This is a genomic window from Bacillus cereus group sp. BfR-BA-01347 (assembly GCF_022663835.1).
GTDB classification, from domain to species: domain Bacteria; phylum Bacillota; class Bacilli; order Bacillales; family Bacillaceae_G; genus Bacillus_A; species Bacillus_A thuringiensis_K.
Window position 1 is genome coordinate 1 of record NZ_JAKUGG010000017.1, and the last position, 13482, is coordinate 13482.

The following is a 13482-nucleotide window of genomic DNA, read 5'->3' on the forward strand; positions in this document are numbered from 1 at the left end:
TTTGTTTCTCCTCAGCCTCTTTTTGTTCTTTAGCTTTTTGTTTCTCTTCGGCTTTTAGCTTTTCTTCATCTTCTTTTTGCTCTTTAGCTTTTTGTTTCTCTTCGGCTTTTAGCTTTTCTTCATCTTCTTTTTGCTCTTTAGCTTTTTGTTTCTCTTTGGCTTTTAGCTTTTCTTCAGCCTCTTTTTGCTCTTTATCCTTTTGCTTTTCTTCGGCTTTTAACTTTTCTTCAGCCTTTTGTTTAGCGAGAATTTCTTGTTTTTCCTGTGGTGTCATGTTCATGTTAACTACAATTAATGAAATAATAGATAAAATAAAAGCTATTCCTGTAAACTTAAAATATTTCTTAGTGTTTGGTTTCTTTTTTAAACGAAATACCAAAGATGTGATTAATAAAATAAACGTGGCCAGCATTGCTATTGCAAATAGAAATGAGAAAAATATTTTCATTTATGTAGCTCCTAACTTATAAAGTTGTATTTAAAATTCATATTAATAGCTTTTTAAACGAGCAAAACTTTCTGGAATTCCATAGATTTCAGCTATTTCTTGAATTGATAGATTTGTATCTTGATATTCAGAAATCATTTCATCAGGTAATAAGAGTTCGACTGCAAATGTATTTGCTTCGATCTCTAATCGATCTACAGAAAAAAAGGTTTTATTTCGTAAAAATGGAGTATTAGCTTTTGGGTGTAATAGGGCATGTCCTAGTTCGTGGGCACACACAAAGCGTTGTGTAGTTTCGTCAATCCTATTATTAATATGAATGAATTTAAAGCGTTTATAAGTGTTGTAAAAACCAAGAGTATTCCCTAGGTCTTCAAACAACACTATAATATCTTTTCGTTTAGCGATTTCAAAGGGGTTTGTTGTGCCGTGTTTTTTTACGATTTTCATTACGTAGTCTTTAATTTTCATTTCTCGCTCCGTTCAATCTTTTTTGTACTTGTTTGGAGTGAATTTTTGTTTTGCTAATTGTTTTGCCATGCGCATAGAGTTTTCTAGAGAAATACGAATCATTTCTTTTGTGTGTTCGTCTATTGGTTCGCCGTCAAACATTAAAGCATCTTCGCTATTTTCTAATTCTTCTAATGTTTTTTCTAAATCACGTGCAATATCGCGTTCTTCCTTTTTAGAAAGTTTGTTAGACCTACCCAATAATTCGTCTGTAGATATTTCATATAAATCAGCTAATTTGCCTAATGTTGTTGTATCGGGATCACGATAGTCGCGCTCATAATTTGAAAGGACAGTATTTGTAATACCGATTTTTTCGGCGACAAACTTTTGAGACCATTTGCGTCTTTCTCTTTCTTTTTTTAATCTATAGCCTAAAGTCATAGTTTATCCTTCCATTCTTCCATTTGTCTTTTCGTTAATTATTTTAACAATATTTCACGTTATGTGAAACTTTATTCACTAAAAGTTAAAAAATTCATTGACTTTCACGTTACGTGGAATTATTATTGATACATAAGGTTCACGTTACGTGGAATGAGGTGGTGTTAAATGGAGATTAATCAAAAGATACGGGAATTAAGAATTTCTAAGGGTATTTCACAAGTATTTATGGCAAAAGAACTTAGTATTTCTGTATCAGCTTATAACATGAAAGAAGCAGGAAAACGTTCGTTTAAAGCACAAGAATTAAAGTGTGTTGCAAAGGCACTAAATGAACATCCATCAATTTTTTTTGAATAAATATTACACGTAAAGTGGAATTTGTTGTGAAACTTGTGTAAAAGTAGGTGAGAAAATGCCAACAACTAACATGGCAGTACCAACAGACCCGTCGCATAAACATATAAAAAGCACTTCAAGAGGTGACACCATGAGCCAACAAGAAGAATATGCGGCGACTTATGAATTTGGAAAAACGAAAGTCCATGTTGTGGCTCCTGAGCCAAAATCACAAAAGGATATTGATAAAATCCGTCAAGCATATTACAAGGCTGGTTGGGCCATCATCAAAGAGATACAAGTAAAAGCAAACGTTGAGGAATAGTTCCTCTCTTTTTATACGAAAAGTAGACAAGTTACATATGTACTAAGTTCATTGTAACCATTTGAAAACTAAATATGGAGGCGAACAGATATGGGAACAAGCATATACTGCAATTCAGCGATAGGGGAATTATTACAGAATGCTAGAGAATGTTGTGACAATGTTCAGCTGAAAACGAAGAAAGGGCTATCTAAGTACCTTGGTATTACACATGAAAGATTAACCCGTATTGAATCTGGACTTTCTAAACCAGAATTTGAACTTGCGATGGATTGGTGCCATGCAACAGGAGCAAAATTGAATCAACAAGCGATTAAACATATTTATGGTGTTGGGTTACCACCTACAGATCCACGTTTAACTCAAGATGTAAATCTACAATTGATGAACTACATTAAGCAAGCTGAAGAGGGAATTGCGGCAGCAAAGGAAATCATGAACTTACAAGTTACAACAAGGTCATGGAAGCATGATGAAAAAAAGAAACATGAATACGCAGTTCATGCAAAAGAAATCTTCGATACAATCCAAGCTACTCAATGTGTAGTACAAGCTCTTGAACAAGTTCATTTTGGCATTATGGAACAAATACAAAGAAGTTGGTTGCAAAAGGCTATGGCAGAAAACGTTATTATTCAATCGGTGGATAGCTTAATGACTTTAACGAAGATGCTGTAAAGGAGGAAGAGAAATGACAGTAGATTATAAGAAACCTAGTTTAAAAGAATATAAGGAATTAATTCGATATGACGCAAAACTAACTGGTGAAATAAAAATAGCAGAATTACTTAATGAGGATGTAAAAACAGTTGAGTTAAAGCAAGAGAAGAAATTGTTGGGGATTCGAATCAAAATTATTGAAGCATCATTTATTTTGAAACATAAATGGGTAAATAAAAAAGCTACCGCCTAGACAACAGTAGCTCTGAAAAATATCGTAAAGCAATTATAACATTATATAAATCATTTGGACAAGCCGCTGTGCTTGTCGTTATGACCAGAAAGGGATTATTCCTCCCTTACCTCTACAATGTTCCTTTCTGGTTGTAACGATGCGTACAGCATCAATTTAATTAGAAAGGAGATGTAATTCATGAACGATAAAAACAATTGTCTTCATGATCTTGTTCTTCCTGGAGATTTTTCATTTGCGAATAAACTTCGTAACTGTATGAGTGAATGTATTTATAACATGTTTAATGCAGAATCAACCGAAGAATCAAATCACTGGGAAGAAGAGCTGGAGCGATGTACAAGGGAATTTAAAATGCTTCGTAATACAAAAGAGGAACATGAGGCATCAATGAGTTATCGTGTAGTGATTAAAGATTTAAGAGCAAGAGGAGTTAACGCTTCGTTAGTAACACGTAGAAAATAAAAAAGATCTATCACTTGGCAGAGTGATAGACAAACGGTCTTGCAAAGATCTTAGGATTAATTATATCAAATTAGCATTCGTATAACAACGGAGTGTGCTACATGCTTTTAGACAAATCGTTACATAGAGTGTTGCTGAACCCTAAAGTGTTTCAACAAGCAACATCAGAGCAACACCTAATTTACTTAATAAAACAATATCTCAAAATAGGATATAAGAATTATCGCTTATTACGTGTAGAGGACGGATTCGCGATATGTAAACGGGAGGATGAATAATATGGCAGTTTATAGACCAGTACACGTTTCATTTTGGCAGGATTCATTTGTTTTAGATCTTACACCGGAGGAGAAGTATTTCTACTTATATTTGATGACAAACAGTAAGACCTCTCAATCAGGAATTTATGAGCTTCCACTTCGTATCATTGAAACTGATACAGGATATAACCGTGAAACTGTTATGAAGCTATTAGAACGTTTTGCTGAGTACGGAAAAATTAATTACAACCAAAAAACAAAAGAGTTATTTTTAATCAACTGGTTGAAATTCAATCCAATTAAAAATGTAAACATTGAAAAATGCGTTTTAAAAGAGATTCAATCTGTGAAGGACCAGGATTTTTTAGTTGATTTCTATGAAACTTGTTTGCAATTAGAAAAAGAGCAAGATTTTAAAATTCCTCGTATTAAGGAGTATTTATCAGTCCGTTTGGAGGGGCTTATAAGGGGCTTCCAAGACCCTAGCAAGGAAGAAGAAAAAGAAAAAGAAAAAGAAGAAGAAAAAGAACAACAACAAGAAGAACGCGCAGGCGCGGAAGAAGTTGTTGAGATTAATCCAATTTCTTTTTACGAGCAAAACTTTGGATTCATTACACCTTTTATCGCAGATGGTATTTATGCTTGGATAGATGATTTAAATGCAGAGCTAGTTATTAAGGCTATGGAGATTGCTTTAGAGAAGAATACGAGAAACATGTCTTACGTAAATACGATTTTAAGGGATTGGCATCTTAAAGGATTTAAAACAGTAACTGATGTTGAGGCAGCTGATAAAGCATTTCGTGCTCAGCGATTAACGAAAGCTCAGCAACAGACACAAACACCTTATCAACAAAAAGGCTTATCGGAATCTACTAAAAACGTAATACAGCAGCAACAAGCATGGGAGCAGAACATTCCAACAGAAGAAGAACTTGCAGTACTTAACCAACAGAATGCGTGGTTGGCCAAATGAGTAACGATATGATTCGTAATGTTGAAGCTGAACAAAGTGTTTTAGGTAGCATAATCCAAGAAGGCGATTTAATTAAAGATTGTCAGTTAAAGGTAAAACAGTTTTCTTTACCAACACACCAAGTAATTTTCAAGGCAATGAGAGAATTAGAGGATGCTGAGGTTCCGATAGATCTTGTTGCCCTCATTGGAAAATTCGACGAAAGCTTTATGCATCAAATTGGCGGAATTGAATTCTTTGTAAACTTAACAGAAGTTGTTACGACTACTAAAAATTTCTCGTATCACGAAGGTTTAGTTATCGAAGCTTGGAAAATGCGGCATGCTCAGGAGGTTGCTGGTAATTTATATAACCGCCTTCAGCAAGATAGGGATATGAGTGCTATTAGTACATCAATTGATGAATTAAGCGCCATTGAAGAAACAGGTTACTCAGATGAATTTAACTTGAAAGATACGCTTGTTGATTTGTATAAGAACATGCAAATTGATGTAGGAGATTTAACCGGTATACCAACTGGTTATGACGACCTGAACAGAATGACAGCAGGATTACAAGAGGGTGATTTAATCATTGTCGGCGCCCGTCCTTCAATGGGGAAAACAGCATTTGTATTAAATGTTGCTTTTCATGCAGCAAGTGCTCATACAGCAACTGGAATCTTCTCGCTCGAGATGGGGGAGGAGCAGCTACTAAAGAGGATGATCTCAAGTACTGGAAATATAGATGCTACGAAATTAAAGAATCCTAAGAAGCTATGTAATTTAAAGGATTGGGAAAAAATTAGTCAAGCGATGGGATTGATTAATGATTTGCCATTAGAAATTTACGATAAAGCAAATGTAACGATGCAAGAGATTTATGCAAAGGCTAGGAAATTAAAGCGTAAGTACCCTGATAAAAAGGTTTTAATTGCAATTGATTATTTGCAGCTTATTGTAGGGGATCCAAAGCATAGAGGGAACCGCATGCAAGAAATAGGTGAGATTAGTCGTAAGTTAAAACTGATGGCAAGAGAATTAAATGTATGTGTAGTTGCATTATCACAGTTAAGCCGTGCTGTAGAAAGTAGGCAAGATAAGAGGCCGTTGCTATCAGATTTACGTGAGAATGGTCAAATTGAGCAAGATGCGGATTTAATAGCATTCTTATACCGTGAAGATTACTATGACCGCGAGACAGAAAATAAAAACATAACAGAAATTATTTTAGCGAAACAGAGGAACGGTCCGGTTGGTGTTGTTGAACTAGCATTTATTAAAGAATTTAGTAAGTTTGTAAATTTAGAGAGAAAGTTCATCCATCAACAGGAGGCTTAATCATGTTGTTACGTCAGGAAGTAGAACGTAAAAAACTAATAATCATTCGTAAATTATTGGGATTAGGATTAACTGAAATTAACGGACAAACATTAGATCAACTAACGTTAACGCAGCTTGAAGGAATCTTACTTGCAAGCTTGCGGGTATTGGAGGGGAAAAACAATGCCAAAGCAACTAACAATTTTTGATGTGGAACCAGTTGTATCATTTGATCCTAAGAAAGCTCATATTCAACGTTTAAATTCAAAATTACGGTATGCAGATGTGGTTGTGCAAATACCACGTCAAGCTAAAGCAATTGATGAATTAAAACCAACGACAGCACCTGATGAGCGGTATGAGTTATTTGAGGATTATACGATTGGGATTTGGCGTTATAAACGAGCGGAGGATAAACAATTTGTATGGGAAGAGGCAGAAGAAATGTGTAAGCGAGCAAGAGATGAAAAAAAGCCGATTCCAATACGGCTCCATTTATCGCTTGAACAATCATTTGTTCCAGAAAATGTTGTGCAATATTTGTAGACAAATAAAAAAAGCTGAGATCACTCTCAACTCACTCCGACAAAGTAATTATAACATATGGGAGTGATTTTAGTGGGAATTAGAAAAGAAAATATTGTTGAAATGACAGCTGAAATAGATTTGAAAACAAATGGAATATATATTGTTAAAAATGGTCAGGTGCAACTAATAGAACCACCTCAAGGTGGATTTGGTGAACAATCATTTATATATCAAAGCGGAAAAGTAATTCGTATGGAAGAACGAAAAACACAGTTATTATAATCAAATTTGAATTTTGTTAAGAAAGGGAGAATGAGAAATGGTACAAAGAAAGTTTTCAATTGAGGAAATAGATGGTGTGTTACAAATGTTAGTTAACCAAGGACACCTTGCTGATGGTGATGCTGATGAAATACTGAATGTACTTTATGGAAAGTTAGGAGAAGATGGTTTCGAAAAAATCTAATCAAAGCGTTATTTGAATACAAAAGGGGGAAGTGGAAAATGGAATACGTTGAAAAAGCAACTAAAGATATTAGAGAGAATTGGTTTGGAGATCATGTAGCTGAAATTCAAGGTGAAGAAGGATTACAGGTTATTTATTGGGGCAAGCCTGGAACAAATATGTATCGTACTAAATTTGTTCTTGCAGGATATAACGTATTTATTTCAGGTGATATTGGCGAAGCGGTGTATAACCTTACATGTCCAGCAACATTAGAAAATATTAAAGGATTCAATTTAGGGTATTTCACTGAAAAGTTAACGGCTTTTTGTGAAGAACGTTGGAATTTTGATGAAGAAAAGGCAAAAAGGGAACTTGATGAATATTGGAAGGAATACGATATAAACGAAACAAGAGAAGACGGACAGGAAGTATATGATCGTATTATTTCAGCAATTGATGAGAGTTCATCTATGGAAGGTTACCATTTTTGGTTAAGTGACGTTTATCATAGCAGCTCATTAGATTCTGACACGTTGGAAGACATTTGGAATTTCGGTAAAAGGTTGCCACGTCGTTTAATTGGTTACTGGTTAGGATTGCAAATGGCAATTGAACAATTAGAGAAAAGTAAACCTGCAGCAGAAGCAGTGACTTTATAACAAAATAGTTATTGTATGATGAAAAAATTAAAGAACCTGTTATTACTAACAGGTTCTGTGTACAAGGAGTTCAAGGAATACAAGGTAACTGGTCCAGAGAAACCTGTGTATTTCTTGGCTTAGTAGTAATGTATTCAAAATAAGCAAAAAAATGAATAAAAGTTAAATAAAAACTAAAGAAAATCTATATTTAATAAAAAAATCGCGTACAAAAAATGTACACGATTATATAGGAACTATGTCTTGTCTGCTCATTACATTGTATGTAAAACGTGACACATTGCAATAAATTAAAAGAGCACTTTTGACAGTGCTCTTAGGACCAAGACTCTTATTGTAAAAGAGTACATGATAATATATGTGACTTTTTTAAGAAAGTGAATCATTTGACCAGAACTTTTATTTGAAAACTAAAGAGCGCTTTCAAAGGCGCTCTTTAAGTAAAACGAAATTTGAAAAAGAATACCACATGATAGAGTATGTATGCTGTGTAAGTATGTGCAGTTTTACAACAAAATTCTTATTTAAATAGAAAATGACAGCTGAAATGTCAAGGACGTATCAGCTGTCACTGAAATAGATATTAACTTTTATTATTAGGTTTTTAGTTCGTACTTTTGCTCTTATTTCTAGAAGAGATTGTACCAAATATTGCTCCGGACATTGCTCCGATTAAAGTCATAAAAATTGCACTCCATGCTGCAAATGACATAATTACACCTCCTAATAATAAATTTTTGCAACCATATATTTTATTATATCTTAATTTATGGATGTAAGGTAGGCAAAAGGTTAGAAAACTAAACAAAATCGTTATTTGAAAAAATACCAGCTTAAATATTGCGTACATACATTTAAGCTGGAACAAAAAAATAAAGTTATTGTTTATGTTTTTCCTCTTTATCAAGGAAAAATACGACGAATATTGCTAGGAGTATCGGAAACCAAACTTCGTGTGGCATATTAAAACCCCCTTAAAATATATTCTTACTATATTTTACCATATGTAAGAGGTTCAATGTAAGGCAACGAAAAAGATGAGTTTATAACAAAAACGCTATTTTAGTAGAAAACATTAAAAAGGACCCGATTAGGGGTGCGGGTCCTTTTAATGGAACAATAGAACTTTATGGGATTACCAATACATTACCATAAAAGGTAATCAATTTCCATAACTGGAGTGTTGAGAAACCTTTTTATAAAAACTTCATTTTACACAACAAAGCAGCTAGCTAATCTAGCTAGCCGCTCCATTGTAATGCACTGAGGAGTCCTACTAAGCATACATATTATGAGTTGTAACAAAAAGTTACAACTATAGTATAAACAAATCACAAAATAGTATGTATGAAAGAAAACTAAATAAAAATTTCATTTTGTAGAAATAAGGAAAATAAAAAAGAGCACCATGCATAAGTGCTCTTTAAGATAGGAGGTAACACTTTGAGCTGGGTCTAGGTTAGAAGTATATGGTGTAAAAAAAGAAATAAGAACAAGATTTTATTAACTCAGTACAAAAAGCAGCTAGCAGAAGCTAACTGCTCAGCCCTCAGAGAAAGGGAAAAGAAAATTACAGAGGTCACTGTGAATTCAAGCTGTATCAGCCCATTTATAGTATTGGAAAGAATCTAGAATTTTATTCGGACAAACTAAAAAAGAGCAGTTATCATAGCTAACTGCTCTGTGAATAAGAAGAACACAATGGTCATTCGTATTCAACCTTGGTGTACGTATATTGTTAACATGTTTTAGAAATTTATTCAATATAAGAGCAGTTAACTTTTGTTAACTGCTCAAGTAGATACAACTTGGGTAAGAAGCAAGTTGTATTGTGATTAGTATTGTTTGAATATCGAATTTTATTCGTTTTAATAAAAAAAGCAACTAGCAAAAGCTAGCTGCTGAGCCCCAGGGAAGGGAGAGGAGCGATATATTAGGTCTAAGTTTGGAATAAGGGTTTAAATTTTAAGACCTAACCTAAATATAGTATGGATTTTGTTTGAGTTATTATGCATATAACTTGTTCCTCTTAAAAGAATGATTAACAAACAAAGCAGCTAGCAAAAGCTAACTGCTCAGTCTTAAATAAGATTCTAACTGGTTACAGCACATTAAAGATGGGTTATCTATAGTATGGATGGAATATTGAGTTTTATTCAAGGGGGTAGAAGGTCTTTTGCAAAAGAAAAGGCTAGGATTTCTCCTAGCTAGTCATAGGGTATTCGTGCATAGACGAATTTACGTATATTATAACGTAATAACTAGCTGTATGAGATGTTAATGTAGTTAAGTTTTTTACAAGATAATTACATTTATTAACTAAAGTTTAAGTTAGATTTATACAAAATAATCCTTTTAAAGTAAAACAAACAGAATATAGTCCGGCTAGAAAACTAGAGGACACCAATTCATTAAAGCAGCAATTAAAGCTGTTTTAATGAATTGGTGTCCTTTTTATTTTGAAAAGGGAGATGGGGAAATATGAAGGCACTAAAAGACCAATTACGCGAGTGGAAAAAGCAATCCAAGCAAGGAAAGAAGAAAAACAAGAAAAAACAAAAAGAGAAATTAAGTACTCGTGAAATTGAGGATTTAATGGGGATGCATAGACCTTGTTATGAACGAAGACGTGGAGCTTTAAGACAAAAGTAATTTAAAAATAAAAAGGAGTGGTCTTACATGACTAAACAATTATCTTTCTTACCAAAAATTGATAGAACAGCAACACAAGAGGAATTAGAAGGTGTGTTGGAAAGCGTACGTATATATAGACAGTTTGGGATGATGCGTAAAGAAATGAAAGTCACTCCTTCTTATGAAATACGTGAGCATGGTCCTACACATGCAGTCGGAAAACCGTTAGAAGATGTTGCTATAGCGAATATTCAACAAAGTAAACGAGAAGAGTGGCTTGAGAGAATGTCATTACGTATTGATCAGTTTCTAACTCGATTAGGAAACGGTCGTGCTGGAAGTATTCAAAGGGATATTATTTATAAACGTTATTTAGAAGAAGAGGACGTATGTGATTACATGGTTTATAACGAAATAGGAATGTCAGAGCGTACTTACCGACGTTGGAAGTCTAAAGCGTTTTATAAACTTGCTTTTGCGCTTGGATTAGAAGTTTACGAGGCAGAAGAAACAGGAGGTAATGAATAATGAATTTTGTTCAACCGATACGTGATCCAGAGCAAATACAACAGCTAAAAGAGTACTTTAAGGAAAAAAGCGTACGTAATTACATTCTCTTCATTATGGGTATTAATACAGGTCTTAGAATCTCAGATATTTTGAAATTGAAGGTAGAAGATGTCAAAGGTAGTCATATATCCATGAGGGAAAAGAAAACAGGGAAGCAGAAAAGAATACAAATTACTGCAGCACTGAAAAGAGAACTTAAATGGTTTATTGAAGAAAGAGAAGACAATGAGTATCTATTGCAAAGTAGACAAGGAAAGAATCGTCCTATTGGTCGTAGCATGGCATATAAGATACTCAGTGGAGCAGCAGCAGAGTTTGGATTAGATGAGATAGGAACACATACGTTAAGAAAGACGTACGGGTATCATATGTACATGCAAACGAAAAACATAGCATTACTCATGGAGATATTCAATCATTCGTCAGAGAAGGTCACATTACGGTATATAGGTGTTAACCAAGATGCAATGGATAAAGCAATGAGTAGGTTTAAAATCTAATCACCGCTTATTTCTTTTTAAATCTAGGGGTATTGTAGCATTTTGGAAAAACTCACGCTAAGAGTAAGCAAGATCTTATACAGTTCTAGTAACAAACAAGAATCCTAAAACCGCGCTAGGATAGGAATGTATAAAAAAATGCATAGATCCATAGAACAAAAAAGAAGGTTTCTTGGTGAGAGTACTGTTTCCTTCCTTTTCCTTGCTACCGATAATGATGCGTTATGTTAACTAAAATTGTATACCATATACAGCTTAAAAACAGAAAAAGACTACCTTTTCCCAGTTAAAAAAAGTAGTCTTTTTCTATTACGTAATTGGGTTTCATAAATGATGCCTTATCGCATCTTGGATAGTTTGCTCAAAGGATATTTCCCACCATTATGGAAAATATCCTTTGTTTGTTAAGTTTATTGTTGGCTAGATTGTTGGTTCTTTTTAGCTTCTGCTTGAGCGTTTTGTTGTTTTACTGCTTGTACATCTGTTTCACTAGCAAATTCCGTTCCAAATTTGTTAGATGCAGATGCAGCATTTGTTCCTACAGAAGTTTTATTTGGTTGTTTGTTATTATTCATTACAATCACCTCCATAAAAATTAATGTTCCCAATAAGATCGTAATTATCCCAAAAAGCTTTTAACGAATATACGATTGCTAATAATAGGACGTTATGTTAACTTCACGTGTATATGTTATACATCAAAACTCCTCATCCAGCGTTCCCCCACATGGTACAATTAAGAAAAGGAGGAGAACTTCAAAATGATTTTAGAAGCAGTCATGTTGCAAGTAAAAGACGGTATGGAGACGGAGTATGAATCGGTATTTAAGCAAGCATCCTCAATTATCTCTTCCATGCAAGGATACATAAATCATGAATTACAACGCTGTATGGAGCAGAAAGGAAAATATTTGCTCCTTGTGCAATGGGAAACTTTAGAAGACCACACGATAGGATTTCGTCAATCTGAACAATATCAAGAGTGGAAAGCATTATTGCATCACTTTTATGATCCATTTCCAACAGTTGAACACTTTGAGCGTGTAGAGTTATCACGAAACTGAACTTGACCGTCTATTAATACTTGAAAAGTAACTTCCAATAACCATAATTATGTAAATAAGCTGTCCACATGGGCAGCTTATTTTATTTTTCCACATAGCGTAGGTTATTTTGCAAAATGCTGGTGGCATCTCTATACAGTTACTCATAATTTTTGTACTGTGTAACTCAAAAGAGAAAGTTAAATGAAATCAATGATACCAAGGGATTCAGCGAAGGGGTCAGTTACACACAATATAAGATATGGGTAACTAATCAAGTTCAAAAGGCAGGTTGTTAGTGTTACAATATTCAAGTGATAAAATATGGAAAAGGATTGATGTAAGATGAGTTTTGTTTCTGTAGTAGGAAGAAGTGACTTCTTATCTGTAATGACGGATGGGAGAGTAACTGATGGAGAAAAAATTTTGCAAGAAGATTATCCGAAATATAGGATGATAGGTGAAAATATAATTGTAGCTTTTACGGGAGATCGTGCAGCATGCGAATGGATATTTTATGTGTTAAATCAAGAAGTAGTGATGAAGCAGGATTTTATGATAACTGCACGAGATATAAAGGAATTGTTAAATCACCATCCGAAATTAAAAGGATGTGATGTTAGATGGATTATTGGAGGAATCAATCCACAGAATGAAATTGAATGTATAACTATTAGTACAGAGGAGAAAGAACCAATTCGGCATGAAGTACCTTCTGAGAAGGTATTGGCGGTGTATGCATATGCTTTCGATGCGGATCAAAAAGAGCTCGGTGAAAAATTTGCTGAATTTATTAAACAGGAAGGCGAGTTAGCAAGTGCGCAACAACTTCTTAATGATTATGTTGCAGATAAAGATTTTACGGTTAATAAAAATACTTATCATGTATTAATCCGAAAATAACTGGCAGAGTCGTGACCGTTTTTTGGCAGTAAATGTGCCGATTGTTTTGGATTCAGCGTGATATATTTGTATTGTGAGAAGTGGCGGAAAACACAGCTCATAAAGGTTCCTTTATAAACTATATGTTGTCTAAACGGTTTCATAATGACGGCACATAAAATCCGAAACCAGCAGATGGTACTGATTGAGTGATACCGTTATTAAGGAGAGCTTTTGCTCTTCTTTGAGCTAACAACATCCTAGGTAGATGGAATGAGGGAAACTTGATAAGTTTGC

General features: G+C 34.1%; 20 protein-coding genes and 1 pseudogene. 17 read left to right on the forward strand and 4 right to left on the reverse strand.

Annotated elements, in window-relative coordinates:
* The 3 genes and pseudogenes from MR143_RS22150 to MR143_RS22160 form a co-directional block, all read right to left on the reverse strand.
* Positions 1–448: pseudogene (locus MR143_RS22150) on the reverse strand (hypothetical protein); the annotation flags it as partial.
* A gap of 42 nt (positions 449–490) precedes the next feature.
* Positions 491–919 (reverse strand): ImmA/IrrE family metallo-endopeptidase, encoded by a 429-nt coding sequence (locus MR143_RS22155; RefSeq protein ID WP_063548463.1) that lies wholly within the window; start codon positions 917–919, stop codon positions 491–493.
* A gap of 12 nt (positions 920–931) precedes the next feature.
* Positions 932–1342, reverse strand: coding sequence for a helix-turn-helix domain-containing protein (locus tag MR143_RS22160; RefSeq protein ID WP_000172329.1), 411 nt, complete (start codon positions 1340–1342; stop codon positions 932–934).
* A gap of 168 nt (positions 1343–1510) precedes the next feature.
* Between MR143_RS22160 and MR143_RS22165 the strand changes: the two genes are divergently transcribed.
* The 15 genes from MR143_RS22165 (at position 1511) to MR143_RS22235 (ending at position 11260) form a co-directional block, all read left to right on the forward strand.
* The gene (locus MR143_RS22165) at positions 1511–1702 is read left to right on the forward strand and encodes a helix-turn-helix domain-containing protein (RefSeq protein ID WP_097826050.1); all 192 of its coding nucleotides are present in this window, start codon (positions 1511–1513) and stop codon (positions 1700–1702) included.
* Positions 1703–1757: 55 nt separating this feature from the next.
* Entirely contained in the window at positions 1758–2006 is a 249-nt protein-coding gene (locus MR143_RS22170; RefSeq protein WP_063537157.1) for a hypothetical protein, read from the forward strand.
* A gap of 90 nt (positions 2007–2096) precedes the next feature.
* Positions 2097–2684, forward strand: a complete 588-nt coding sequence (locus MR143_RS22175) for a hypothetical protein (protein WP_000537278.1) — start codon at positions 2097–2099, stop codon at positions 2682–2684.
* Between the two features lie 13 nt (positions 2685–2697).
* Complete coding sequence (locus MR143_RS22180; RefSeq protein WP_098975714.1) at positions 2698–2919, forward strand: RNA polymerase subunit sigma; 222 nt, start codon at positions 2698–2700, stop codon at positions 2917–2919.
* A 180-nt stretch (positions 2920–3099) separates the two neighbouring features.
* A complete protein-coding gene (locus MR143_RS22185; RefSeq protein WP_242280965.1) occupies positions 3100–3384 on the forward strand; it encodes a hypothetical protein in 285 nt (94 codons plus the stop codon).
* Positions 3385–3663: 279 nt separating this feature from the next.
* Entirely contained in the window at positions 3664–4620 is a 957-nt protein-coding gene (locus MR143_RS22190; protein ID WP_242280966.1) for a DnaD domain-containing protein, read from the forward strand.
* Positions 4617–5939, forward strand: coding sequence for a replicative DNA helicase (gene dnaB / locus MR143_RS22195; RefSeq protein WP_098520360.1), 1323 nt, complete (start codon positions 4617–4619; stop codon positions 5937–5939). Before MR143_RS22190 ends, dnaB begins: the two co-directional genes overlap by 4 nt.
* A gap of 2 nt (positions 5940–5941) precedes the next feature.
* Positions 5942–6130: a hypothetical protein gene (locus MR143_RS22200; protein ID WP_242280967.1), complete on the forward strand. Its 189-nt coding sequence runs from the start codon at positions 5942–5944 to the stop codon at positions 6128–6130.
* Positions 6105–6467, forward strand: a complete 363-nt coding sequence (locus tag MR143_RS22205; protein ID WP_001126001.1) for a hypothetical protein — start codon at positions 6105–6107, stop codon at positions 6465–6467. The genes MR143_RS22200 and MR143_RS22205 overlap by 26 nt, the downstream gene beginning before the upstream one ends.
* 72 nt (positions 6468–6539) lie before the next feature.
* Entirely contained in the window at positions 6540–6731 is a 192-nt protein-coding gene (locus tag MR143_RS22210; protein ID WP_242280968.1) for a DUF3954 domain-containing protein, read from the forward strand.
* Positions 6732–6768: 37 nt separating this feature from the next.
* Positions 6769–6915 carry a hypothetical protein gene (locus MR143_RS22215; protein WP_199669731.1) on the forward strand — a complete coding sequence of 49 codons (147 nt, stop codon included), beginning with the start codon at positions 6769–6771 and terminating at the stop codon, positions 6913–6915.
* 38 nt (positions 6916–6953) lie between these two features.
* On the forward strand, positions 6954–7556 hold the full coding sequence (locus MR143_RS22220; RefSeq protein WP_199669730.1) for a hypothetical protein: 603 nt from the start codon (positions 6954–6956) through the stop codon (positions 7554–7556).
* A gap of 2481 nt (positions 7557–10037) precedes the next feature.
* Positions 10038–10208: a hypothetical protein gene (locus tag MR143_RS22225; RefSeq protein ID WP_090688799.1), complete on the forward strand. Its 171-nt coding sequence runs from the start codon at positions 10038–10040 to the stop codon at positions 10206–10208.
* A 27-nt stretch (positions 10209–10235) separates the two neighbouring features.
* The gene (locus MR143_RS22230) at positions 10236–10718 is read left to right on the forward strand and encodes an ArpU family phage packaging/lysis transcriptional regulator (RefSeq protein WP_242280969.1); all 483 of its coding nucleotides are present in this window, start codon (positions 10236–10238) and stop codon (positions 10716–10718) included.
* On the forward strand, positions 10718–11260 hold the full coding sequence (locus tag MR143_RS22235) for a site-specific integrase (RefSeq protein ID WP_242280970.1): 543 nt from the start codon (positions 10718–10720) through the stop codon (positions 11258–11260). The genes MR143_RS22230 and MR143_RS22235 overlap by 1 nt, the downstream gene beginning before the upstream one ends.
* Before the next feature lie 410 nt (positions 11261–11670).
* Here MR143_RS22235 and MR143_RS22240 read toward each other — a convergent pair whose 3' ends face one another.
* Complete coding sequence (locus MR143_RS22240) at positions 11671–11835, reverse strand: gamma-type small acid-soluble spore protein (protein ID WP_001063579.1); 165 nt, start codon at positions 11833–11835, stop codon at positions 11671–11673.
* Between the two features lie 186 nt (positions 11836–12021).
* On the opposite strand from MR143_RS22240, the gene MR143_RS22245 reads away from it, so the two are divergent.
* Both MR143_RS22245 and MR143_RS22250 read left to right on the forward strand, forming a co-directional pair.
* A complete protein-coding gene (locus MR143_RS22245; protein WP_016107055.1) occupies positions 12022–12324 on the forward strand; it encodes an antibiotic biosynthesis monooxygenase family protein in 303 nt (100 codons plus the stop codon).
* Between the two features lie 324 nt (positions 12325–12648).
* Positions 12649–13206, forward strand: coding sequence for an Ntn hydrolase family protein (locus MR143_RS22250; RefSeq protein WP_242280971.1), 558 nt, complete (start codon positions 12649–12651; stop codon positions 13204–13206).
* Positions 13207–13482 lie beyond the last annotated feature (276 nt).

Bases quoted from the DNA above. Each gene is read 5' to 3' on its own strand.
- dnaB (WP_098520360.1), top strand. From the start codon at position 4,617: ATGAGTAACGATATGATTCGTAATGTTGAAGCTGAACAAAGTGTTTTA.
- MR143_RS22220 (WP_199669730.1), top strand. From the start codon at position 6,954: ATGGAATACGTTGAAAAAGCAACTAAAGATATTAGAGAGAATTGGTTT.
- MR143_RS22185 (WP_242280965.1), top strand. From the start codon at position 3,100: ATGAACGATAAAAACAATTGTCTTCATGATCTTGTTCTTCCTGGAGAT.
- MR143_RS22190 (WP_242280966.1), top strand. From the start codon at position 3,664: ATGGCAGTTTATAGACCAGTACACGTTTCATTTTGGCAGGATTCATTT.
- MR143_RS22175 (WP_000537278.1), top strand. From the start codon at position 2,097: ATGGGAACAAGCATATACTGCAATTCAGCGATAGGGGAATTATTACAG.
- MR143_RS22200 (WP_242280967.1), top strand. From the start codon at position 5,942: ATGTTGTTACGTCAGGAAGTAGAACGTAAAAAACTAATAATCATTCGT.
- MR143_RS22225 (WP_090688799.1), top strand. From the start codon at position 10,038: ATGAAGGCACTAAAAGACCAATTACGCGAGTGGAAAAAGCAATCCAAG.
- MR143_RS22230 (WP_242280969.1), top strand. From the start codon at position 10,236: ATGACTAAACAATTATCTTTCTTACCAAAAATTGATAGAACAGCAACA.
- MR143_RS22250 (WP_242280971.1), top strand. From the start codon at position 12,649: ATGAGTTTTGTTTCTGTAGTAGGAAGAAGTGACTTCTTATCTGTAATG.
- MR143_RS22245 (WP_016107055.1), top strand. From the start codon at position 12,022: ATGATTTTAGAAGCAGTCATGTTGCAAGTAAAAGACGGTATGGAGACG.
- MR143_RS22170 (WP_063537157.1), top strand. From the start codon at position 1,758: ATGCCAACAACTAACATGGCAGTACCAACAGACCCGTCGCATAAACAT.
- MR143_RS22215 (WP_199669731.1), top strand. From the start codon at position 6,769: ATGGTACAAAGAAAGTTTTCAATTGAGGAAATAGATGGTGTGTTACAA.
- MR143_RS22165 (WP_097826050.1), top strand. From the start codon at position 1,511: ATGGAGATTAATCAAAAGATACGGGAATTAAGAATTTCTAAGGGTATT.
- MR143_RS22155 (WP_063548463.1), bottom strand. From the start codon at position 919: ATGAAAATTAAAGACTACGTAATGAAAATCGTAAAAAAACACGGCACA.
- MR143_RS22160 (WP_000172329.1), bottom strand. From the start codon at position 1,342: ATGACTTTAGGCTATAGATTAAAAAAAGAAAGAGAAAGACGCAAATGG.
- MR143_RS22205 (WP_001126001.1), top strand. From the start codon at position 6,105: ATGCCAAAGCAACTAACAATTTTTGATGTGGAACCAGTTGTATCATTT.
- MR143_RS22180 (WP_098975714.1), top strand. From the start codon at position 2,698: ATGACAGTAGATTATAAGAAACCTAGTTTAAAAGAATATAAGGAATTA.
- MR143_RS22240 (WP_001063579.1), bottom strand. From the start codon at position 11,835: ATGAATAATAACAAACAACCAAATAAAACTTCTGTAGGAACAAATGCT.
- MR143_RS22235 (WP_242280970.1), top strand. From the start codon at position 10,718: ATGAATTTTGTTCAACCGATACGTGATCCAGAGCAAATACAACAGCTA.